Genomic DNA, 23,433 nt, shown 5'->3' on the forward strand with positions numbered 1-23,433 from the left:
CAAAAACAAGAATAAAAAACAAGAAACCCCGCGAGTTGAATCGCGGGGCTTCTTGTTAGAACTGCCGTAGCCAACTTGCGTCGGCTTGGCGAGCAGTAGTCTGCGGCTTTCGCCTTACGACTACTTCAGGGTGCTTACCTGAACGTCCCAGCTCTGGTTGCCGAGGGCGATACGGTAAGTGGAAGCCTGACCAGCCTTCATGTTCTTGGTGTCCACAGCCGGGGCAGCGTTGGGGTCCTTCTTGGGAACGCCGATGTGACGGTTACCCTTGAGGAATTCGATACCCTTGTTGCCAGCCTTAGTCTGGAGACAGCCAACGATGAAGATGTTTTCGTCGGTAACAGGCAGACCGTTTTCTTCGAGCTGCTTCTTTGCAGCCGGAATACCCGGTTCGAGGATTTCTTCTGCGCACTGAACGCCCGGATGAGCTTCAGCGAACGGCTTCATGCCGAACTGATCTGCAGCGATCTTCACCAGTTCCGGATCCGGTTCGCAAGGAGTCTTACCCTGGTAGCCAAGGAGCATCTTGCCGTAGCCTTCAGTCATCTTGAACCAACGATCACGACCAGCGTTTTCGTTGATGGTGTTCATGTAGGCCTGCTGGAAGTAGAACTGAGAAACCGGGGTCACGGAAGAAGCAAAGCCACCGCGAGCCACGCATTCGCTCATGTTCTTGATCACCTTGTCGTACAGGTGGAAGGTCTTGGTTTCGCGCATCATGAGGGTGTTGGCGGTAAGTGCGCCACCCGGCATGGGGGAGAAAATCACGTCCGGAGAGATCTGACGAGCTTCGGGCGGGAAGTTGTAGTCCTTGAGGCATTCAACGGCGACGTTGTTTGCGTCCATGAGTTCCTTGATGTGATCGTCAACGATACCGTCTTCGCCGAGAGCCAGCTTGTAGTCGGTGCCCTTGAGAGCGTGGAACATGGAGAACAGGTCGGGCTGGGAAGTACCACCGGAAAGGGGCTTGCGAGCCAGGTCAACGCCGTCTGCGCCACCTTCGATAGCTGCCTTGTACTGAGCAACACCGGTACCGCAGGTATCATGGCTGTGGATGCGGAGTTCGACATCGTCGCCCAGGAGCTTACGAGCGCGCTTGAAGGTTTCGTAAACCTTGGTGGGGTTGGCGGTACCGGAAGCGTCCTTGAAGCAAACGGAAGCAAACGGAACGCCTGCGTCCAGGATGTTCTTGAGGATGCGTTCGTAGAAAGCGGCATCGTGTGCGCCTTCGCATCCCGGAGGAAGTTCCATCATGGTAACCACGACTTCGTGTTCCAGACCGGCTTCGGTAATGCACTTACCGGAGTAGATCAGGTTGTTCACGTCGTTGAGAGCGTCGAAGTTACGGATACGGGTCATGCCGTGCTTCTTGAACATGTCGGCATGGAGCTTGATCATGTCGCGGGGCTGGGGAGCCAGAGCCACAACGTTAATACCGCGGGCCAGGGTCTGCAGACGAGCCTTGGGGCCAACGACGCGGCGGAATTCGTCCATCATGTCGAATGCGTCTTCGCCGCAGTTCTGGTAGAGGGCCTGGAAACGGGCGCCGCCACCTGCTTCAAAGTGGGTGATACCTGCGTGGCATGCAGCTTCAACAGCCGGCATGAAGTCCTTTGCGAACACGCGGGCACCGAAAATAGACTGGAAACCATCACGGAAGGAGGTATCCTGGAACTTGATCTTTTTCATGTGTCTTCCTATGGGGCTTATAACCCCGTGTGTATTAATTCAATAAAATACGCCGATGAATATAATAAATGTGGTAGGCCCGTGTTGAACCTAAATTAGGTCTAACGATACTTTTTACAATCATAAACCTCAAAACGGACTAGGTAGAGAATATTTATATTTGAAATATGAGCTTGATAAATACGATTGTTGTTTCGGGGGGCACCCACGGTAACGAGCGTACTGGTGTGCGTCTGGTTCAGAAGTGGATGGATAATCCTGAATGTTATAACAATTTATGTAAAAGTGCGAAGGTCGAACTGGTACTTGCCAATCCCGAAGCCATAAGGTTGAACCGCCGCTATCGGGACCACGACCTGAACCGCGCCTTCTCCCAGACCTGCCTGGATATGAATGGGACTCCCCAGCAGTATGAGTTCCGCCGGTCTAAGGAACTGAACGAAATTTACGGACCCAAGGGCCCCGATACCAAAACCGACCTGATCCTGGATGTCCACAACACCGGATCCAACATGGGCATGTGCCTGATCCTTTCTGACAGGGATCCCTTCTGCATGAGAGCCTCTGCGGTTTTGACTCAGGAATTTTCTGACGCCTGGATTTATTACCAGCCCGAGGAACGCAGCGCCTCGCCCTACTTCGGTACGGTGGCCAAGGCCGACATCTGCGTAGAGATTGGCCCCCAGCAGCACGGGACTCTGGACGCCGCCATTTTTGAGCGCTCCGAAAAGTTGGTCCAGCGCTACCTGGAACTGGCCGAAGAATGGAACCGCGGCGAACTGCAGAAACGCCCGCCCATCAAGGTGGATGTGTACACCCAGTTCAAGGATATCGGCTACCCCAAGCCCCAGGGCGGCGGAGCGATTCAGGCCATGATCCACCCCAATCTCATGGGACACGACTATTGTGAATTGAAGGATGGGGATAAGCTGTTCAGAACGTTTGACGGTAAGGATATACTGTACCATGGTGAAAGCCCGGTGTACCCCATCTTTATCAGCGAACCCGCCTATTACGAAAAAGACATCGCCATGAGCCTCACCACGAAGACCGTGGAAGAGTGGTAAAAACTTGGAACATCTTGAAAGCGATGTCATCCTGCCCCCCCCCCTTCCGTGTCATCCTGAGCGGAGCGAAGGTACTAGAATTTATTTAGAACAAGAGAACGATTGTATGGCTGAAGAAAACGAAGAACTGAAAGAAGTGAATGGCGAAGAACGCCTTAAGAATTTCATGGAACTGGTGCAGAAGCAGAAGGGCGAACAGTGGAGTTCCCGCTTGTCCGACATCCTGGATGCTTTTGAAGATTTCTTGACGACCCGCCCCGAACCTCCCAAGGAATGGTCCGATACCTATGCCGCCAAGGGCAAGGAATTTGACTACTATCAGGTGGTGCTGCCCCAAGATTTCCAGGACCCTTACGAAGATGACCTGGGCAATATTCACCGTCTGCGCAACGAGTTCGAACGTACCCCCAGCACCATGGCCCTGGAACATGAGCTGATCAGCCGCAACTACTTCATTTTCGAGAACGGCCATGCCGACGCCATTCCCGCTCCCCAGCCCATGCTGATGCTTGAAAGCAAGGACCGCGATGACGACGAAGAGGAACAGGAAGGCGACATTACCTGGGATTGCTGCATTTCCATTTTCCCCGATGGCAGCTACATCGCCTACAACTTGGCCCACGACGACGAAGAAGTTCTGGGCGAAGATTTCAAGGCGGAATTCGACAAGCATATCGACGTGCTTTCCCGCCTGCAGCTGGTGATTCCCGTAGAAGGCCGCGACTACGGCATTCTGAGAAGCGACGCTTAATTTTTTAGGCAGCAAACTGCTGGCGGCAAATTGCTTCGGCAAACTGCTGCGGAAAACTCGTTGTTGAACTGCGTCGGCTTTGAAAGAACCGGCGCATTTTTTTGAGCTTTAAATGGAATTTTTTGAGACTGAGATTTACAAGCGCTATCTGGAAATATTGAATCGGGATGGCTGTCTGCCCCAAAACCGCGATGGCCTTGGAGCTCAGGGCCTCGGTGCGGCTGAACCGCAGGCGGTATCCTTTGGCGAACTGCTGGAGAAGTATGACGCATTCTGCTTTGATGGCTATGGGACCTTGTATAACCGCGGAGCCTTTGTTTACCCGGGGGCCCGGGACTGGTTTGCGGCCTTGCGTTCTGCGGGCAAGCAGGTGCGCCTGATTACCAATGCGGCCAGCGATGTAGACCGTGTGCTGGCGGCGGATGCCGCAAAGCGTGGGTTTGACTTTTCTGAAGCGGAGACGATTTCGTCGGGAAGTTTGCTGAAGGACCTGGTGAAGGAATTGCGGGCCGGAACCGCCGCCAATGCAAATCAGGCCTGCGGCCCTCTGAAATTGCGTGAGGTTTACTACATCGGGCGGGAAACCGGTAAGAACGTCTTGGCGGAATGTGGCATGACGGCGGTTGCGCCCGACGAATTCCCCGAAGAGCCCGTGGTGGCCATTTCTTCGGCGAAGGATACCGATGAAACTTATGCCCGCGCTGTAGAAATTCTAAGACGTCCCGGTGCTATTTTGCTGGTGCTGAATTCCGATGCCTGGGCTCCGAAAATTGACGGTTCCCGTGAGCCTGTCTCTGGGGCCCTTTGTGAACGCCTTCGTCGCGAATCCGTAGACGAATCTAACGGCGGCAATGGCGGTAACTGCGGTAATGGCGGCAAGGGCTGTACCACTTACTATTTGGGAAAGCCCTTCCCGGCGATCTGGAAAAAGGTTAGCGCTTCTTTGCCCGAGTCCCTTTTTAATGGGCGCAAGCCCCGGGTGGTCATGATTGGCGATACCCTGGGAACGGATGTTCTTGGGGCCCGCGTGGCTGGCTTTGACAGTGCCCTGGTTGTGGGCCGAAATGAACCTGCCGCGGAATTGCTGGTAGATGAACTCGAACTGGGAATCCGTCCGGACTTTTATTTGTAACCTGTAAAATTTAACCGTCGATTATGTAGTCCACGGCGATGCTGTGGAGGCCGGTAAAGTAGTCTCTCTCGATGACGGGGCGGGCCTCAATTCTTGGAATCTGGGGGCGCTTCAGGTTGTCTTGCAGATACTTGGTCATGGCGTCGCAATCCACTTCTCTAGAGAGACCGCCGGTAATGACGACTACGGCCGGGTCCAGGAACACGGTGGTGGCCAGGATCATGCGGTTGATGGTGGGCTGGGCCTTTTCGATGGAACTGAAGACGACTCGCTGGTCTTCCTTTTTGAAGTTGTAGGGGAAGAAGGAGAGTTCCCCTGCCAGGTTGGAGGCTCCTCGCAGAATGTTTCCGTCTACGATGAATCCACCTGCGGGAGTTTGCCCCTTGGGGAAGAACAGGATGGCCACGTTCCTGCCGGATTTTGAATCCAGTTTCTTTTCGCAGTTCTTGCGGTAGCCCACGGCGATGGTGTTCATGTCGTTTTCGACGCGGACGGGGAAGCCGGTGGCGTTTTCCAGTTCGGCGGCCACGTTAAGTCCGCTGAGTTCTGTAAGGTCTGAATATTCCAGGATGTTGTTGTTGATGCAGCCCTGGATTCCAAGGACTACGATTTTGACATTCTGTTCGGGTTTGCAAATTCTCTTGATGGCTTCGCTGAGGGTGGTGACGTTGATGACGGGCTCCTGAGTGAAGCCGGCGTCTTTTACGTTGCCGATCAGGTCGCGGACCTGGTAGCGAATGAATGATCCAGTGCTTTCGGTAAAGGCATAAAGGCAGAGGGTGTTGCCCACGCCTTCGCTGATGCGATAGCTCATGGCCCGGCGGCCGCCGCTAGACGAGCGGAGCCGTTCTTCTACGATGGAGCCTTCTGCGGTCATCTCGTTGAGGATGCTTCCGCAGGTGACTACGCTGAGGCCTGTCTTTTCGGCCACCTCGGGTTTTGTGACGGAACCCATCTCTAGAATGACTCGCTTGATGCTAGCCACGTTCTGCTTCTTGATCTCTGCTGCGGAGCGAATTTCTTTTGCCATGTTCATTCTCTTTTTCCGTGAGTAAAACTAACAATGAATGCAGCAAAAAATATGCCGTTTATAAAAATTTGTTGTTTTTACAGAAGTTGAAAATAAACTGCCGACTTTATAAAGTCGTTTTACAAATGATGTACCTACCAAAATGCTACCGTGCTGCTACGGTTATGTAAAACCGGTAAAATTTGTAAAAATCGTGGGTTTCTGAAAAGTTGGCACGGCCTTTGCGTAAAAAGGGGCGTAAAACAATTTACCCACGAGGTGTTTATGAATATTTCCAAGTTTTTAATTGCTGGTGTGATGGCCCTTGCCGCAACCGTTTACGCACAAAAGCCGGTACTGAAGATCGCCTATAGCGATTGGCCGGGTTGGACTGCCTGGGAAATTGCCGAAAAGAAGGGTTTCTTCAAGAAGCACGATGTGGATGTAAAGCTGGAATGGTTTGATTACGGCCCGTCTATGGATGCCTTTGCCGCCAAGAAGGTGGATGCCGTAGGTGTCGCCAACGGTGATGCCATGGTGCTGAACGCTACCGGCGCCCGCAACGTGACCATCTTGATTAACGACTACAGCAACGGTAACGACAAGATTATCGGCGCTCCGGGAATTAACTCCATCAAGGATCTGAAGGGCAAGAAGGTGGGTGTAGAAATTGGCTGTCTTTCTCATGCCTTGCTGATTAACGCTCTTACCAAGAACGGCCTGAAGCCTTCTGATGTGACTCTGGTGAATATGCCGACCCATCAGGCGGTACAGACTCTTGAATCCGGCGAAGTTTCCGCCGTGGTGGCCTGGGTTCCCCATTCCGTGAACGCCCTTGAAAAGGTGAAGGGTTCCAAGGAACTTTACACCAGTGCCAACGAACCGGGTATCATTTACGACTTGCTGGTGGTGTCTCAGGAATCCCTGATGAAGAACAAGGCTGAATGGGCCAAGGTTGTTGCAGCCTGGGATGATGTGGTGGCTTATCTGAATGACCCCGCAAACAAGGATGAGGCCGTCAAGATTCTTGCCGCTCGCGTAGGCATTTCTGAATCCCAGTATGCAAAGTTCATGAACGGTACCAAGTTCCTGCGCCTGAGCGAATCGGTGAAGTACTTCAAGAAGGGCGAAGGTTATAACTCCGTCTTTGGTTCCAGCAAGATCGTCGACAAGTTCTTTGTAGAGAACAAGGTGTACGACAAGAACGTGGACGTAAACCGCTTCATCATGCCCAAGTTCACCGAAGACGCCTTGAAGAAGTAATCAGGTACGCTTCGCTTGAGGTATGAGGTCGGTGGCGTTGCCGCCTAGAGGAAAAAACTAAAAGGCCGATGGCCGACCTTAAAACCTCAAAGCACTCAAAGAGTGCGCCCTAAAACCTTAATTGTTGTGTGGATAAAATGACTAATCCTATTGGAATTCAAAAGACTGTTGGAAAGAAGTGGACTATGGTCCTGGCTATTCTTTCCTTCGTAATTCCCCTGGCGACCTGGAGCGTGATCAGCTATGTGCCTTTTGTCTATCATCCGCTGATGCGCGTGGTAGATGCAGGCGACAGCATGTTCTGTATGCCGGGAGACGAAATCGATCGCGCCAACTTTGCAGAAGAAAACAAGAACCTTCTGGAATCTGGCGCAAAGCCCATGACCGGTGTGCGCGCCAATCCCGCTTACTTGCCCGCACCCCACGAAGTGGCCAAGGCCCTGGTTACCGCATTCACTACGGAACCCAAGCGCGATGGCGATGTATGGTTCTACCAGAGCATCCTTCACTCTGTAAAGATCGTGTTCCTGGCCTTCCTGCTTTCTAGCCTTGTGGGTGTTCCCATGGGTATGCTGTCCGGTGCTATTCCATTTTTTGAAAAGCTGACTGGACCGTTTATCGAATTCTTCCGCTATTTCCCGGCCCCTGTTTTTGGTGCCCTGGCGGTTGCTGTTCTTGGCATTAACGATGCTCCGAAAATCGCCATCATTATCATCGGTACTTTCTTCCAGCAGGTGCCCATGATTAACGCCACCACCCGCCGTGCCGACGGTGCCCTGATTGAAGCCGCCCGCACTCTGGGGGCCTCTCCCAAGCGCATCCTTTTCAAGGTGATCCTCCCTGAAATCGCTCCCAAGATGTACAAGGATATGCGAATCCTTTTGGGCTGGGCCTGGACTTACCTGATTGTGGCCGAAGTGGTGGGCACAAGTTCCGGCATTACCTGGTTCATTAATCAGCAGGCCAAGTACCGTAACTTCGATAATGTTTATGCTGCCATCGTGATTCTTGGAATTATCGGTCTCGGCTGCGACTTGATTCTCGCCTGGCTGGGCAAGAAGATCTTTGCCTGGGAAGATGGCCGCGTCGGTGTGGCCGCCAAGTTCAAGCAGGTCGTTGGTTCTAAGGATGATGTGTTTAGCTTCCGCCTGACTGCAGAAGAAAAAACTATGAGGGATCGTTACAATGGCAGACTCTAAGATTATTTCACCCGCCGAAGATATTATCCTGGAAGCCCGCCACATTGTAAAGGACTTCGAGGAGACTAACGGTTCCGGCACCCATCGCGTATTGGATGACGTCTCCTTTGGCGTTCGCCGTCGTGAATTCCTTTCCATCATTGGACCTTCGGGCTGCGGCAAGTCTACTTTGATTCGTATTGCAGCAGGTCTTGAAACGGCTACTGGCGGCGAGTTCTATCTGGATGGAAAGAAGGTGAAGGGTACAAGTGCTGAACGTGGCATGGTGTTCCAAAAGTACACCTTGTTCCCTTGGATGTCCGTGAAGAAGAACGTGATGTTCGGACTGGAATCCATTGGCCACGGAAGTGAGGCTGAAGAAATTGCGGAACAGTGGCTGCAGATTGTGGGCTTGGAAAAGTATGGTGAGTACTTCCCCAAGCAACTTTCGGGCGGTATGCAGCAGCGTGTGGCTATTGCCCGCGCCCTGGCCCCGCAGCCCCGCGTACTCTTGATGGATGAACCCTTCGGCGCTTTGGATGCCCAGACTCGTTCCCAGATGCAGAAGTACCTGCTGGAAGTCTGGAAGAACATCGATATCACCATCATCTTCGTGACCCACGACCTTGACGAAGCGGTATTCCTTTCGGATCGAATCCTTACGCTGCAGGCCAACCCCGGCAAGGTCAAGGAAATGGTGGATGTCCATTCTGTGCCGCGCCCCCGCAACAAGGATAGCTTCTTGCTTCCGGAATTCATCGAAAAGCGCAAGCATATCGAAGGCCTGATTCACCCGCCCAAGCTGGTAGAAGAACCCGAAGAAGAATTCAAGATTGTAAACATGATCGCCAAGAAGTAGTGAGCGCGACCTAAAACCATTTATACAGGAGTCCAAAAATGTCTGAATCTAAAGTACTGTGTGAACAAGTAATTGCTGGCGGCTGGAACTATTCCCGCATCGTAAAGAAGGGCCAGAAGATCCGCCTTACCGATATTGAAGGTGGCGCAAACGCTAGCATCATGTGCTACAACGCCAAGAACTTCACTGAACGTTTCAATCTCGGTGATACCCTGAAAATCCAGCACATCTGCCGCATCGCCAAGAACTGCTGCCTTTATAGCGATATGGGCCGCATCCTCCTCAGTGTTGTCGAAGATACCGTTGGCTGGCACGATCCTCTGTGCGGCTGCACCCACGCAAGCCTCATCAAGGAACGTTTCGGCGAAAAGTCCTATCAGGCTGCCCACAACGACTTCTTCCGCAACGGTTACGATTCCCTGCTGGTTGAAATCGGCAAGCATGGCATGACCAAGCGCGACTTTACCGAACTGGTAAACTTCTTCAGCAAGGTTGTGGTTACTTCCGACGGCAAGATGACTTTCGTCGAAAATAACTCCAAGGCCGGCGACTACGTAGAACTCCGCGCCGAAATGGACACTCTTGTTGTAATCGATACCGGTATGCATCCGCTGAATCCTTCCAAGGAATATCTGCGCAAGCCCGTGAAGGTTGAACTCCTCACTTGCGACGAAGCTCCCGCAGACGATCCTTGCTTTACCTGGTGCCCGGAAAATGGCCGCGGCTACATCAACACTGCAAACTACAACTTGTAGGGCGCACCTGCGGTGCTTTGAGCTATGAGGTCGCTTCGCTCTGAGGTATGAGCGAAAAGTAAAAAAAGAAAAAAGGATTTATAAGATGTATACAAAATATGTTGAAAGTTCGCTGAAAGAAGAAGATGCCGTTTATTCTGAAGATGTGCAGGCTGGTGCTGGCTGGCTCCATCTGATCAAAAAAGGTCAGACCTTCCGCATTCTGGACCTGAAGGGGAACCAGGCTGTAGATACTCTGTTCATTAACGCAAACGATCCTTCTGAACGTTATAGCGTTCAGCAGACCGTGCAGCGTCAGGCTAACTGTCTCGTAGGCGTTGGCACCAAGCTTTACTCCAACGATGACAATCCCATGCTCACTGTTGTTGCCGACACTTGCGGCGACCATGACACCTTGGGCTCCGCCTGCTCCTGCGAAAGCAACACTTGCCGCTACGCTCTGGACAAGCGTTATATGCACGCCTGCCGCGAATCTTTTTTGAAGGTTCTTCTGGAAACTGAAAATCTGGATAAGCGCGATCAGGTCAACAACCTGAACTTCTTCATGTATGTGCCTTTCGATGAACAGGGCAACCTGAACTTTGCCGACGGTATTTCTAGCCCGGGCAAGTATGTGGAAATGCGTGCGGAAATGGATGTGCTTGCAGTCGTTAGCAACTGCCCGCAGCTCAACAACCCCTGCAACGCCTACGACCCCACACCCGTAAGAATGCTCATCTGGGACTAAGAGGTTGACAGACACGCTTTGCTTGAGGCTCAAGGTCGGAGGCTTTGCCTCCTAGAGGTTACAAGACGGCGGCTATGCCGCTTCATAAAAATGCGCCAAAGGCGCGCAAATTAACCTCAAAGGCCGTAAGGCCGACCTGAAACCTCATACCTGAAAATTTTTTGGAGAAAAATTTTTATGAACTCGAAGCTTCTTGAAAGTTCTCGAAAGATTGAAGACGCCGTCTTCGATGTGACGGTGAATGCGGGCGACGGCTACATGCTGCCTCTGAAGAAGGGACAGATTCTTCGCATGATCGACGTTTGCGGAAACCAGTCCGGCGACGTGCAGATTTATAATCAGCACGACAAGACTGAACGCTATAATGCCAACAACACCATTACCGCCCAGGCCAACACCATGATTGAATTGGGTACGGTGATTCGCAGCAACCGCAACAACCCCATGCTGACGGTGATTGCGGATACCTGCGGCGAGCACGATACTCTTGGCAGTGGATGCTCTGCAGAAGGCAACTGCGTTCGCTATACGGACAAGACCCGCTATATGCATAGCTGTCGCGATACCTTCGTGCGTACGCTGGAAAACTTTGGCATGAGTAAGCGCGATCAGACTTGCAACCTGAATTTCTTTACCAAGGTGATTCTGGATGATGCTGGCCGCCTTGAATTTGCCGACGGCATTTCTGGCCCGGGCAAGTACATCGAAATGCGCGTGGATATGGATATCCTGTTCTTGCTTTCGGATTGCTCCCAGCTGAACAACCCCTGTAACGATTACAACCCCACTCCCATTCGCATGGTGGTGTTTGACAAGTAGGGTGTAAAATGAGTGAACTTGTTTACCGTGGATTTACCCAGGCCGAGTTGGACGCCGGTTACGACAATACCAATGCCGTTGCCGATAGCGCCATTCAGCTGAAGGGGTTCGACCTGCGTAGCGATGCCTTGGCCAGAAGATTCGCTTCTTCCCTAGACATGACCTACGATGTTCACCCTCGGAACAAGTTCGACTTTTTTAGCTGTGGTAATCGAAAGGCCCCCCTGTTTGTCTTTATTCATGGTGGCTATTGGCAGATGCGTTGCAAGGAAACTTTCCGCTTTCTTGCACAGGGCCCTTTGGCCAACGGATTTAACGTAGCGAACATAGGCTACACTTTGGCTCCCGAAATGCCCTTGACGGGAATCGTCTACGAAATCCGTTTGGCCATAAAGGTTCTACGCAGCCGTGCCGACGAACTGGGCTTTGATGCTGATCGTATTTATGTGTCTGGCTGGTCTGCCGGCGGTCACCTTTGCACTTCTGTTCTCGACGAAACGGGTGTGCGGGGAGCCTTGGCCATTAGCGGCATATATGATTTGGAGCCTATTTCCAAGAGCTACCTGAATAAAAAATTGCAGTTGACTGCCGAAGAGATTCTTCGCCTGAGTCCTGCTCGCGCCCCCCTTGTGAGAAAACCTGTAATCGTTGTTTCTGGAAGCAAGGAACTTCCGGAACTGCGCCGTCAGAGTCTTGAATTTGCGGCTCTTCGAGCTGCGGAACGTATACCGGGAAGCTATTCCCTGCTAGATGGCCATGACCATTTTTCAATCCTTACGGAACTGGAAAATCCCAATGGCGCTCTTTCCCGGCTACTAAACATCATGGCAGGGAAGTAAGGCGTGAGGAACGCTTCGCTTGAGGTATGAGGTCGGTGGCTTTGCCACCTAGAGGTTGAATAATATGACCTGAGAGCGCGAAAGCGCGGCCTGATACCTAAAAGGCCGTAGGCCGTCCTCAAACCAAAAAATTGTTGTGTGGATAAAAAGGAACTAAAAATGTTTAAGAAAGTACTGATTGCGAACCGTGGCGAAATTGCCTGCCGTGTCATTCGTTCTCTAAAAGAAATGGGCGTGAAGTCCGTGGCGGTTTACTCCGACCCCGACGAAACTGCCGCTCACGTCTTGATGGCTGATGAAGCTGTTCGTGTAGGCCCTGCCGCCGCCAAGGATAGCTACCTGAATGTAGATGCCATCTTGGCTGCCATTAAGCAGACCGGTGCCGAAGCCGTGCATCCGGGTTACGGTTTCTTGAGCGAAAATGCTGAATTTGCAAAGACCCTCGAAGAAAACGGTGTGGCCTTCATTGGCCCCACTCCCAAGCAACTGATTGAATTCGGTCTGAAGCATCGCAGTAAGGAACTGGCCGAAGAATTTGGTGTGCCTCTGGTTCCGGGCACAGGTCTTTTGAACAGTGTTGACGAAGCCGCAGCCGGTGCAGGCAAGATCGGTTACCCGGTCATGCTCAAGAGCACTGCAGGCGGTGGCGGCATCGGTATGTCTATTTGCCGCTGCGAAGAAGAACTTCGCGAAAGCTACGACCGTATCAAACGCCTTAGCGAAAACAACTTCAAGAACGCTGGCCTCTTTGTAGAAAAGTATGTGGAACGCGGCCGCCATGTAGAAGTCCAGATTTTCGGTGACGGCGAAGGCAATGCCGTTGTCCTTGGCGAACGTGACTGCTCTGTGCAACGCCGTAACCAGAAGGTGGTGGAAGAAACTCCGGCTCCCTGCCTTCCCCAAAAGACTCGCGAGGCTCTGCATGCTTCTGCCCTCCGCTTGGCTCAAGGTGTGCAGTACCGTTCTGCTGGTACCGTGGAATTCATTTACGATGCCAACGACGACAAGTTCTACTTCCTGGAAGTAAATACCCGCTTGCAGGTGGAACATGGCGTCACCGAAACTGTATTTGGCGTGGATCTTGTTCGCTGGATGATCGAGCAGGCCGCAGGTATTCGTCCCTTCGAAATCGGTGCAAAGTTTACTCCCAAGGGCCACGCCATGGAATTCCGCGTTTACGCCGAAGATCCGGGCAAGAACTATCGCCCCTCCAGCGGCCTCCTGACCGAAGTTTCCTTCCCCGAAGGAATCCGCGTTGATACTTGGGTTTCCCGCGGTACTGAAGTCAGCGCCTTTTACGATCCCCTGCTGGCAAAGGTCATTGTGGCCGGCGACGATCGCGAAGACAACATTGCCAAGGCCCGCGAAGTCCTGAAGCAGGTCAAGCTCTGCGGTTTCGAGACCAACATCAAGCTCTTGCAAGATGTCCTTGAAATGGATGCCTTTATTACGGGCAAGGTTTCTACCTGGATCCTGAACGATTACAAGTACGAAAATAAGATTTTTGAAGTGCTGGCTCCGGGTCTCCAGACCACGATCCAGGATTATCCGGGTCGCTTGAACCTTTGGGACGTAGGTATTCCTCCTAGCGGCCCCATGGATAACTACAGCTTCCGCTTGGCCAACAAGATTGTGGGTAATGCCGATGACGCTGCCGGTATCGAAATGACTCTCTCCGGCTGCTCTCTCGCCTTCCACACCGACACGGTGATTGCATGGGTGGGCGGTGATTTTCCGGCAAAGCTGAATGGTGCCGCATGCCCCAAGAACACTCCTGTTGAAGTTCACGACGGTGACGTTCTGAAGTTCGGCATTACCAAGATGGGTCAGCGTGCTTACCTGGCAATTCGCGGTGGTGTTGACGTTCCCGATTATCTGGGAAGTAAGTCTACCTTTACCCTGGGCGGTTTTGGTGGCCATGGTGGCCGCGCCCTGGCTGCAGGCGATATCCTCCACATCGGTAACGCCATTGCCACGGAACCCATGGTCCCTGCAGAGGCTGCTCTTCCGCAGATCAGTACCCAATGGGAAATCGGCGTGATGTATGGCCCCCATGGCGCTCCCGATTACCTGACCAAGGAAGACATCGATGAATTCTTCGCTGCCAACTGGGAAGTCCATTACAACTCCTCTAGAACCGGTATCCGTCTCGTTGGACCTCAGCCGAAGTGGGCTCGCCCCGATGGTGGTGAAGCAGGCCTTCATCCGTCTAACCTTCATGATAATGCCTACGCCATCGGTACTGTAGACTTTACTGGTGACATGCCCATTATCTTGGGCGTGGATGGCCCCAGCCTTGGTGGTTTTGCTTGCCCCGTCACCATTGTTTCTTCTGAACTCTGGAAGATGGGTCAGCTCCGCAGCGGTGACCGCGTAAAGTTTGTTCCCCTTACTGCCGAAAGTGCCGAAGAAATTCGTCTGGCCCGTGAAGCAAATCTCGCTAACATTGCTGCAGCCTCTACAGCAATTCCCGCTCTGGTGGCAGCCCCTGTTGTAACGCCCATTATTGCTGAATTCCATAAGGACAGCGCCGACGAAATGGAACACATCGTGGTTCGTGCCGACGGCGACAACTATGTGCTGGTGGAATTTGGCCCCGCCATCATTGACCTTCGCCTCCGCTTTACCGCACACGCCTGGATGCTGGCTGTAAAGGAACAGATGGCTGACCTGGTCATTGATGTGACCCCGGGTATTCGCTCTATCCAGATTCATTTTGACGTAACTAAAATCCGTCAGGGTGAAATGCTGGCAAAGCTTGCTGACCTTGCTGAACACCTGAAGAAGAACAAGGTCACCAAGGTTCCTACCCGTACCGTTTATCTGCCCCTTTCCTGGGATGACCCCCAGACTCGCGTGGCTATTGAAAAGTACGTCACCACCGTTCGCCCCGGTGCTCCCTGGTGCTGCCCCAATAACATCGAATTCATCCGCCGCGTAAACGGCCTGGATTCCATTGCCGATGTAAAGAACATCGTGATGAACGCCGACTACCTGGTCATGGGCCTTGGCGACGTTTACCTGGGCGCCCCTGTGGCAACTCCGCTGGATCCCCGCCACCGCCTGGTGACTACCAAGTACAACCCCGCCCGTACCTGGACTCCCGAAAACGCAGTGGGTATCGGTGGCGCATACATGTGCGTCTACGGCATGGAAGGCCCTGGTGGTTACCAGTTTGTCGGACGTACCGTTCAGATGTGGAACCGTTTCAAGAAGACAAGCGACTTTACCTTGCCTTACCTGCTCCGCTTCTTTGACGTGGTCAAGTATTACGAAGTGGGTGCCGATGAACTCCTGCAAATGCGCAAGGACTTTATTGCCGGAAAGTTCCATGTGAAGATCGTCGAAAGTTCCTTCGACATCACCGAATACGAAAAGTTCCTGGCCGAAAATGCAGAAACCATCAATGCTTTCGAAACCAAGCGCAAGAACGCCTTCGAAGAAGAAAAGCAGCGCTGGATTGCAAACGGACAGTTTACTTTCGAAAGCCATAGCGCCGACGCAGCCCCCGCTGCCGAAGTGACTCTGGCCGATGGTGAAGAAGGCGTGTACAGCCCTGTGGCAGGCTCCCTCTGGAAACTGGTGGTTTCTGAAGTGGGTGCCAAGTTCAAGGCCGGCGACACCCTTGCCATCCTCGAAAGTATGAAGACCGAAATCCCGGTGGTTGCCGACGAAGACGGCGTCATCACTCAGGTCTTTGGCAAGCAAGGCGGCGAAATCCGCTCCGGCCAATGCCTCTTCGCTGTAAAAGCTAACTAACAAAAATCCCCGACTCCGTCGGGGACTCCCTTTGAACTCCACATAACAAGAAGCCCGCCCCGGTGAAAGCCGAGACGGGTTTTTGTTATAAACTAAAGCTTATTCTCTTCGTTGTTTTCTAACAATGAAATTTTCGATTCCATTGTCATTTTAAAGTTGTTGAATAAATCTATATAGCTGGAGTAAATTCGGTCAAGAACTAAATTAAATGCATCTTCATCATAAATATGAGTTGCTGAGTTTCGGTCTTTCAACATTTGGAGCCAAATAGATTCATCGTTCAGAAAACCAAACTTAAATCCTGCGCGTAAAATTTCTCTAGGGGAACCATTTTCTGCTTCTTCAATGCCGTGATCTCTCATCAATTCTTGAAGAGTTTTCCAAGCTAGTTCAAATGTCAAACCGAATTGACCTATAACTCCTGTCCTGTAAATTTCATCGGCTAGAGCCTTTGCCTTTTCGGATTTCCTTAGTATTTCAAAACAGTTTTTGAAATTTTCAAACTTCTGCATAAAGGCAAACTCCTTCTCGCTCTATATTCTGCTTCAGTTTCTGAGAGACAACGGTTCCCATGTCGACAACGTCGAATGATAAAAGGGAATCTGCTTCATCTTCGAGCATAAACTGAAATTCAGCGACATTCTTTCCGAAAACGGCCAAATCCACATCGCTACGATCTCTATGAGAGCCTCGGGCTCGAGATCCAAACAACACAACACGATTCAACTTGCATACCTTTGCAAATTGAATTATCTGCTGCAGCAATGTTTCAGGAATATTCACCATACTCTCAATATAATAACAAAAAACTGCGCCGTAATGGTGCAGTTTTTTTATAGAGAGGTTTAAAGTTCTTATTTATGAAGTGGGTGCCAAGTTCAATGTTTGGGGTGTTGCCTGTTAAACTATATGTTTTTATATTCTAAGCATTCTCATCCGGCATTCGTGCGCGGCCATTCACTCTCTGCTTGCTGCTCGCGGCACTTGGCTTTCGACTTTACTGAAGCAAGATCGCTGCAGGTTACCTGGGAAAGCGCTTCCTGAGTATGTAACGTAGGGCTCCCGATTTCAATGGATTTTTTGAAATCGGCTCCACAACGTCAACTTTTATACTCAAGAGGAATCCCATGGTCAGAACGGGATCTCACGCCGATTTTGGCGTTATTTTGAACCAGGACCTTCCGGAACAGGAAATTCCGGAACTTCTGCGCCACTCCACCTTCCTTTCTGCAAAAGAAAATACAGCCTTCATCAGGCTTTTTGAATCCAAGGAAATCCTGATTGATTTTCTGAATGCCGTACTCCGTCTTGATGAGAAGGACTCCATCACGGACGTAGAACACATGAACCGCGACTTGGCTGTCATCTACCCCAGCGACGATATCGTAGGAGTAGACGTTCGCGCCAGGACAAAGAACGGTGAATACATCGATGTTGAAATGCAGAGATTCGGGCACACTCATTTCAAGGACCGTGTAGTTTTGTACGGCGCTGTCATGGCCGCCGAAGCCCACCGCGAAGAGCTGCTTTCCCTGAAGAAGCGCCGCAGGGAGCTCTCCCTCAAGGAACGCTACCGCATGCCCAAGATTTATAGCATCTGGATTTGCGAGAATGCCTCCGACGGCAACAAGGACTATCGCGACTCCTGGGGAATCTACCGCAAGAGCGACCTGGGAAACAAGGACGCCTTGCCCGTAAGCCATGTTTTGAATTATATTTTCATCAAGCTGCCGAAGCTGAAAGGAGCGAAGGACGTGCCCGAAAGGGAACGCGAATGGATGGACTTCATCGACAACTGCGGCAGTCGCGACGAAATTCCCAGCACCGCCCAGGGCGCCATCCGCGACGCTTATGAACGGCTGCGCATCCGCAGGACTCCAAAAGAGATTCTTGAAAGGCAGGCTTTTTCTATGATGACTCAATATGATATCGATTGCTGCATTGACGATGCCATCAATGAAGGCTTGAAAAAAGGCATTGAGCAAGGCATTGAGCAAGGCATTGAACAAGGGTTAGAAAAAGGTCATGCTGATGGCATTCAAGTTATGCGTTCTCTTGGAGTTTCTGAAGATAAAATAGAGGAAGCTAAAAAAATGTTGGAAATGTTCGCGGACAAATAATTCTGTTTGGCATATTATTGCAAAAAAAAACTGCGCCGTAATGGTGCAGTTTTTTTGTAGAGAGGTTTATAGTTCTTATTTATGAACGTACTTGCGCCAGTCGCCGTATTCGGAGATGTCGGTGGCGGTTCCTTCGAAGGCCATTACCGAGATGCTTCCGTCGCCGATAAATCCGGGGACCATGCGGCCGTCAGAAAGCTTGATCTTTCCGATGCCGAGAGGGGCTGGGATGGCGGCGACGAACTTGCCGAATTCTTCGGGAGTAAGGGCGTAAAGCTCCACATAGAAGCTGCTGTTGCCGGCGATCATGGCCGGCTTCTGGATAGTGCCATCCTTGAAGGCGTACATCTTGTATTCGGCTGCAGTCTCTGCAGCACCTAAAAAGTCCGCGGTTTCCAATTGATAATGCAAAGGTTCACCCTTCAGGTGGGCTCCGCACACCGCTAGAGGAATCTTTTCGCTAAGGAAGGGCGTTACCTTTTCGGCGACATCCAGCAACTTGAAATCATCAAAAGCGTGGCCTACGATGGTTACGCCAAAGGGGAGCTTGGGTGCGTTGGGGTCGGTGCTGTCGGCCACGCCTGCGGGGATAGCCAATGCAGAATAATCCAGCAAGTTCATGTAGTTGGTATAATAACCCAAGTTACTGTTCAGCTTGATGGGGTCGGCGTTCACTTCGGCTGTCTTGTAGATGGTGCCGGCCGTAGGCGTAAGCAGAACATCTACCTTGGCGAATTCACGGTCGGCGATTTTCTTCTTGGCTTGCAAGGCGTGGAACCCGGCGAAAACTTCGGAGGGGTGGGGCGTTACCTTGGGGCTAATGATCTGCTTGGTAACGGGGAAGATTTCATCGGGATGTTCCTCGATGAACTTGCCCACGGCATCGTAGCGTTCGAAAACCCAGGGGCCTTCATAAAGCAGGCGGGCTGCTTCCAGGAAGGGGGTAAAATGAATCGTCACCTTGGTACCGCCAGCCTTTTCGAATGCCTCGACGGCGCGGTAGAAGGCCGCCTTGTAACCCTCATTCCCAAAGAAGTTCAGCTCGCTTTCTTCGGGAACACCGAAAGTCCAATTTTCGGGGAGCCTCGGCGCAGCCCCCCTTGCGTTCACGGCATCCTCGTTCCAGGGGGCCACTCGTGAGTAGGCATCTTCGCTATCTTCGGCCCCGGCGATGTTCAATACATAGCGGGCGTCGCTGTTATCCAATGCAAAAATGCTGACGCAATCCAGACTGCGGCAAGCGGGAATCACGCCGCTGGTGCTAAGCAAGCCGCGGGTAGGCTTTACTCCCACAAGCTTGTTGAATGCGGCGGGAACTCGTCCAGAGCCTGCCGTATCTGTACCCAGCGAAAAACTGCAAAGACCGTAGGCCAATGCGGCGGCAGAACCGCTGCTGCTTCCGCCCGAAACATATTCCGGCGCATACCTGTTGGGGATGCATCCGTAAGGGGAACGCACGCCCACAAGCCCCGTGGCAAACTGATCCATGTTGGTCTTGCCCATGGGAATAGCTCCCGCCTCGATCAAACGTTCCACCACGAACGCGGACTTCTTGGGCATATAGGCGTAGGCGGGGCAGGCCGAAGTACTTTCCATGCCTTCGCAGTCGATGTTATCCTTGATGGCAAAGGGAATACCGAACAAAGGCTTATCTGCAGGAATCTTGAAACCGTTGCCGCTGCCGGCGACACTTTCCAATGCGGTTAGATATTTTTCCAGCTGTTCCTTGCTGGTCTTTGCAATCCAGATTTCCTTGGGGGCCGCCTCCATGGCGTCGCGCAATTTTTGGACAACTTCTCGCGGCGATGTTTCGCCCTTTTCGTAGGCGGAGCGGAGACTTGAAATTCTGAGATCTAGAACACTAAAACTTTTTTGGGCCATGGCGGCCTCCTTGTAGGATGCGGCCGGCTGCAGTTTTGACTGGCGTCTCGACTCGAATTAGACTTATTAAATTACCTTCATAAAGTAGCTCAAGCCCTATGATTTGGCAATAGAAAACTTCATGTTTTTTATAAAAAGTGCAGAAATCAAAAACACAAAATGTAAAGAATTACATAGGGTGGAAAATGCTTTTTTTTAGTGTAGATATAGAGATTATATGAGATACTTCACAAAATCAGCTTTTAAAGAAGCACTTCTTTGCCCCGCTAGGTTAAACTATTACCACAATGATGAATACGCTAACCAGGCCGTGTTTATGGTGTTGGATCCATTTCAGGAAAGGCTGATGTAGGTGGAATCTATGGTTATAATAAAGAGGGCGTAACTAGTTCCGCATATAGTACAGGAAAAGTTGATGGCGATACCCTCGTGGGTCTCATGATCGGTTATAACTATAACTCCACTATGGCCGACTGCTACTATCTGGAACAAGGTGAACAGGAACCCTTTGGCCATAACGATGGCGGTGGCGTAGCCACCCCCAAGACCTCAAAAGAAATGAAAACCAAGAAGTTCGCGGAACTCCTTGGTGACGATTTTACATACGATTCCGACTTGAATGACGGATATCCCGTGTTGAGCTGGGAGAAGGATTAGTCTTTTAATAGCAACACTGCATCTACAATCTGCTCCCCATACGCCTGCTCCAAAACGTCCTGCAGCCATCCCGCTATCCACACACTCCATATCCAACTCCCCGTCAATATCGAGGCACTCCGGTTTGAATCGGTTCCATATCACATAGTCTGTATAACCGTTTGCTATATCGTCGCGCGTCAAGTTGTCGCCCGTGCCCGGCTGTACTCGCTTCGCTCCCCGAGCCTTGCTGCACAAGTCTTCGCTCAGTAACGGGATTATGTCGCAGATAGGCAAGTACGCCATCAACGTGATGGTAGACAAGAGCAATTCTGAATATGGATGGCTTCCGACCAAAGCCATCGTTATCTATAACGGAACCGACCCATGGGACCCTCTTGCACAATACAAAAACATCCATGCCTTGTACAACGGACGCATTCCGCATTTCGAGTTCGCCTTTGTGAACCTGGCGGAAATTGACGACGACCTTTGCCTGGCTCACGGCAACGCTGAGGCGGCCATTGGCGCCATTACCATGAAGTACGCCTTCGACATGACAAAGTACGAGTCGTTGCTGCCTGAGATGGAAAAAAGTTGCGGACGTTGCCTAGCAGCGAAAGCGCTTGCCTTGTCAGCAAGATTGAGTTATATTTGAGGGAGTACATTAGCCCAGAGGCATTGGAGGTTCTGAAAATGGCATTCCAGAGTATTGGACAAAGGCTTGGCTTTGTGAGCGCCGGAGACGAATACCGCGCCCTTGAACGCAAGGTTCGCAGGATGGAGTTGGCAAGTAAGGCGAAAGATGCGAAAATCGCCGAAAAGGATCGCAGAATTGCTGAACTCAAGGCGAAGCTCGCTGAAATGCAAAAATAGAACGAAAGGACCCCACGCGGGTCCTTTTTTTGCAAATGGCGGCACTTCCTCGTCATAGAAGCGGTATGGCGCCTGGGGTGTTCTGCCCTCGTCCCCCATCGCTATCCTATGCAGAGATTGAAAATTAACAACTTGTTAACTAAAATTCTTGGCGATTGCAGAAACCTCACATCGTTTTGAGTCCCTGGTATATAAGGCTCTTGAAAACGAACTGATTTCCATGTCGAAAGCGGCGAGCCTGCTTCGCACTGATGTCATGACTATCCGGAAGGAAATGCGGATAATCTAGAAGCCTTGATGGACGAAAAAGCCCCGCGAACAGTATCATATACATTCCCGTTATTGTCCAGTTCGTTCACGTAATGCATATGTTGAATTACAGCGCAGTCAAGTTTTCTCAATAATTCGTCTTTTGCAGAATCGAACGGCAGGTTTTTTATTTTTCGATGTTGCTTTCGTAGCTATTCTGACTGATCTTGATGTCGTTGGGTTCGGTTAAAAGCCTGAAACCAATGGATTTTTCACATCCGTGAAAACCTAAATAAAGGTTTGGACGTGAACTGTAGATTGTGTCACTTTCGCGGTTGTTTGGAACTCTGGTATATTTTTGCAAGTTTTCCATCCTCGTCCAAAATGCCTGCGCCCTTCAAGCGCTTGAGCGAAGCTTCTTTGGATTTTTCAAGATGATCAAGATTGTAGTTCGTTATAGCGATTGGATCTATAATCATGTTTGTTTACCTTGGAGGATTGTTGGTATCCATAAACTAGAATAAGCGCGTGAAAAAAACAAGGGACTCTCGTTATAAGACATCATTTTGCAAACAGTTGTTTGCATGAGAGTCGCCTCGTCTTTATATTTATGTTGATAACGTTACTTGATTTTATGCATTTCAATCCTTGCTTTTGTCTGGATATACTGCATCAAACTTTTCACGGTACTTTCGCCCAGCGTCAACATCGCCGAAATAATCATTTAACACGGTATTGATACACTCGGAACACATATTTTCGTAGCCAACGTCTTCTCTATCAAATATTTTGACCACGCCCTCGACATGTTAAAGTGCGAGTCGCTGCTGCCGGAAATGCAGAAATAGAACGAAAGGACCCCTGCGGGTCCTTTTTTTTGCAAATGGCGGCGCATCCTCACCACAGAAGCGGGATTCAAACTTTTTCTCGTGAGAGGGGAAAAGTAATTTTTACAAAGATTTCTTGTGCAAATGAGAAGTTTGCTGCGTGTATATAAGTAGGTAGGGACTGTTCTGCCTGCGAACCGGCCGCGTCGCCGGAATAAAAAGAACAATACATGAACAAACGGAAACATGACGGATTCCTGAAATACGTCTACTCGAAACCTGTGAACACGAAGGCGCTTTTTGAGATTGCGTCAAAGACAAACCAGAATCTTGCCGATATCCTTGCAGAGGTGGACCTGGATACATTGGAGGAAATCCCCGAGGCCTTCGACGAAGTTGGCGAGCGGGGCGAAGCGGATCTTGCCTTCAAGGTAAAGGCTCTCGACGGTAGCGAAATGCGCTTTGGTTTGCTGCTGGAGCACAAGTCTTCGCCCAGTAACGGGATTATGTCGCAGATAGGCAAGTACGCCATCAACGTGATGGTAGACAAGAGCAATTCCGAATACGGCTGGCTGCCAACAAAGGCGGTTGTCGTTTATAACGGAATCTCCCCTTGGGATCCGCTGGCGCAGTACAAGAACATCCATGCCATGTACAACGGCCGCATTCCGCATTTCGAGTTCGCATTCGTGAACCTGGCGGAAATTGACGATGAAATTTGCCTTGCTCACGGCAACGCTGAGGCGGCCATTGGCGCCATTACCATGAAGTACGCCTTCGACATGACAAAGTACGAGTCGCTGCTGCCTGAGATGGAGAAAAAGTTGCGGACGTTGCCTAGCAACGAAAGCGCTTGCCTTGTTGGCAAGATTGAGTTATATTTGAGGGAGTACATTAGCCCGGAGGCATTGGAGGTTCTGAAAATGGCATTCCAGAGTATCGGACAAAGGCTTGGCTTTGTGAGCGCCGGAGACGCATACCGTGCCCTTGAACGCAA

The 23,433-nt window shown here is 51.1% G+C and carries 20 protein-coding genes and 1 pseudogene; 16 read left to right on the forward strand and 5 right to left on the reverse strand.

All coding sequences use genetic code 11. From position 1 onward, the window contains the following. Window positions 1-120: 120 nt before the first annotated feature. Complete coding sequence (locus BUB38_RS10560) at window positions 121-1,689, reverse strand: biotin attachment protein (RefSeq protein ID WP_073160320.1); 1,569 nt, start codon at window positions 1,687-1,689, stop codon at window positions 121-123. A gap of 167 nt (window positions 1,690-1,856) precedes the next feature. Here BUB38_RS10560 and BUB38_RS10565 point away from each other — a divergent pair, with 167 nt between their 5' ends. The 3 genes from BUB38_RS10565 to BUB38_RS10575 all read left to right on the forward strand — a co-directional run bounded on the left by BUB38_RS10565 (window position 1,857) and on the right by BUB38_RS10575 (window position 4,639). After that, window positions 1,857-2,756 (forward strand): aspartoacylase, encoded by a 900-nt coding sequence (locus BUB38_RS10565; protein ID WP_249505899.1) that lies wholly within the window; start codon window positions 1,857-1,859, stop codon window positions 2,754-2,756. 106 nt (window positions 2,757-2,862) lie between these two features. After that, window positions 2,863-3,507 carry a hypothetical protein gene (locus BUB38_RS10570; RefSeq protein WP_073160322.1) on the forward strand — a complete coding sequence of 215 codons (645 nt, stop codon included), beginning with the start codon at window positions 2,863-2,865 and terminating at the stop codon, window positions 3,505-3,507. 112 nt (window positions 3,508-3,619) lie between these two features. Beyond that, complete coding sequence (locus BUB38_RS10575; protein WP_073160324.1) at window positions 3,620-4,639, forward strand: HAD-IIA family hydrolase; 1,020 nt, start codon at window positions 3,620-3,622, stop codon at window positions 4,637-4,639. Between the two features lie 10 nt (window positions 4,640-4,649). Here the strand turns inward: BUB38_RS10575 and BUB38_RS10580 are convergent, their stop codons facing one another. Next, complete coding sequence (locus tag BUB38_RS10580; protein ID WP_158535522.1) at window positions 4,650-5,669, reverse strand: ROK family protein; 1,020 nt, start codon at window positions 5,667-5,669, stop codon at window positions 4,650-4,652. Window positions 5,670-5,933: 264 nt separating this feature from the next. Between BUB38_RS10580 and BUB38_RS10585 the strand changes: the two genes are divergently transcribed. The 8 genes and pseudogenes from BUB38_RS10585 to uca all read left to right on the forward strand — a co-directional run bounded on the left by BUB38_RS10585 (window position 5,934) and on the right by uca (window position 15,847). After that, window positions 5,934-6,911 (forward strand): ABC transporter substrate-binding protein, encoded by a 978-nt coding sequence (locus tag BUB38_RS10585; RefSeq protein WP_073160328.1) that lies wholly within the window; start codon window positions 5,934-5,936, stop codon window positions 6,909-6,911. Window positions 6,912-7,048: 137 nt separating this feature from the next. Then, window positions 7,049-7,993, forward strand: a pseudogene (locus BUB38_RS10590) (ABC transporter permease subunit); the annotation flags it as partial. A gap of 103 nt (window positions 7,994-8,096) precedes the next feature. Then, window positions 8,097-8,948, forward strand: coding sequence for an ABC transporter ATP-binding protein (locus BUB38_RS10595; protein WP_073160332.1), 852 nt, complete (start codon window positions 8,097-8,099; stop codon window positions 8,946-8,948). 38 nt (window positions 8,949-8,986) lie between these two features. Beyond that, entirely contained in the window at window positions 8,987-9,703 is a 717-nt protein-coding gene (locus tag BUB38_RS10600; protein WP_073160334.1) for an urea amidolyase associated protein UAAP1, read from the forward strand. A gap of 85 nt (window positions 9,704-9,788) precedes the next feature. Further along, on the forward strand, window positions 9,789-10,430 hold the full coding sequence (locus BUB38_RS10605) for an urea amidolyase associated protein UAAP2 (protein ID WP_073160336.1): 642 nt from the start codon (window positions 9,789-9,791) through the stop codon (window positions 10,428-10,430). 177 nt (window positions 10,431-10,607) lie between these two features. Further along, the gene (locus BUB38_RS10610; RefSeq protein ID WP_073160338.1) at window positions 10,608-11,249 is read left to right on the forward strand and encodes a DUF1989 domain-containing protein; all 642 of its coding nucleotides are present in this window, start codon (window positions 10,608-10,610) and stop codon (window positions 11,247-11,249) included. Window positions 11,250-11,257: 8 nt separating this feature from the next. Further along, window positions 11,258-12,088 carry an alpha/beta hydrolase gene (locus BUB38_RS10615; RefSeq protein WP_073160340.1) on the forward strand — a complete coding sequence of 277 codons (831 nt, stop codon included), beginning with the start codon at window positions 11,258-11,260 and terminating at the stop codon, window positions 12,086-12,088. Between the two features lie 159 nt (window positions 12,089-12,247). After that, complete coding sequence (gene uca / locus BUB38_RS10620) at window positions 12,248-15,847, forward strand: urea carboxylase (protein WP_073160342.1); 3,600 nt, start codon at window positions 12,248-12,250, stop codon at window positions 15,845-15,847. A 92-nt stretch (window positions 15,848-15,939) separates the two neighbouring features. On the opposite strand, the gene BUB38_RS10625 is transcribed toward uca, so the two are convergent. Together BUB38_RS10625 and BUB38_RS10630 are read right to left on the reverse strand one after the other, a co-directional pair. Next, window positions 15,940-16,359 (reverse strand): HI0074 family nucleotidyltransferase substrate-binding subunit, encoded by a 420-nt coding sequence (locus BUB38_RS10625; RefSeq protein ID WP_073160344.1) that lies wholly within the window; start codon window positions 16,357-16,359, stop codon window positions 15,940-15,942. Beyond that, window positions 16,346-16,633, reverse strand: a complete 288-nt coding sequence (locus tag BUB38_RS10630; protein WP_073236847.1) for a nucleotidyltransferase family protein — start codon at window positions 16,631-16,633, stop codon at window positions 16,346-16,348. Before BUB38_RS10630 ends, BUB38_RS10625 begins: the two co-directional genes overlap by 14 nt. 341 nt (window positions 16,634-16,974) lie before the next feature. On the opposite strand from BUB38_RS10630, the gene BUB38_RS10635 reads away from it, so the two are divergent. Further along, window positions 16,975-17,967 carry a PD-(D/E)XK nuclease family transposase gene (locus BUB38_RS10635; protein ID WP_073160346.1) on the forward strand — a complete coding sequence of 331 codons (993 nt, stop codon included), beginning with the start codon at window positions 16,975-16,977 and terminating at the stop codon, window positions 17,965-17,967. A 75-nt stretch (window positions 17,968-18,042) separates the two neighbouring features. Here BUB38_RS10635 and atzF read toward each other — a convergent pair whose 3' ends face one another. Continuing rightward, window positions 18,043-19,848: an allophanate hydrolase gene (atzF, locus tag BUB38_RS10640; protein ID WP_073160348.1), complete on the reverse strand. Its 1,806-nt coding sequence runs from the start codon at window positions 19,846-19,848 to the stop codon at window positions 18,043-18,045. A 438-nt stretch (window positions 19,849-20,286) separates the two neighbouring features. Between atzF and BUB38_RS10645 the strand changes: the two genes are divergently transcribed. The 4 genes from BUB38_RS10645 to BUB38_RS10660 all read left to right on the forward strand — a co-directional run. After that, window positions 20,287-20,505: a hypothetical protein gene (locus BUB38_RS10645; RefSeq protein ID WP_073160350.1), complete on the forward strand. Its 219-nt coding sequence runs from the start codon at window positions 20,287-20,289 to the stop codon at window positions 20,503-20,505. A 193-nt stretch (window positions 20,506-20,698) separates the two neighbouring features. Continuing rightward, a complete protein-coding gene (locus BUB38_RS10650; RefSeq protein WP_139258410.1) occupies window positions 20,699-21,142 on the forward strand; it encodes an Rpn family recombination-promoting nuclease/putative transposase in 444 nt (147 codons plus the stop codon). Window positions 21,143-21,180: 38 nt separating this feature from the next. After that, window positions 21,181-21,360 (forward strand): hypothetical protein, encoded by a 180-nt coding sequence (locus tag BUB38_RS10655; RefSeq protein WP_139258411.1) that lies wholly within the window; start codon window positions 21,181-21,183, stop codon window positions 21,358-21,360. Window positions 21,361-22,666: 1,306 nt separating this feature from the next. Then, the coding region (locus BUB38_RS10660; RefSeq protein WP_073160356.1) for an Rpn family recombination-promoting nuclease/putative transposase at window positions 22,667-23,433 on the forward strand (767 nt) is incomplete at its 3' end.

Source organism: Fibrobacter sp. UWH5, from assembly GCF_900142505.1.
Taxonomy (GTDB): Bacteria; Fibrobacterota; Fibrobacteria; order Fibrobacterales; family Fibrobacteraceae; genus Fibrobacter.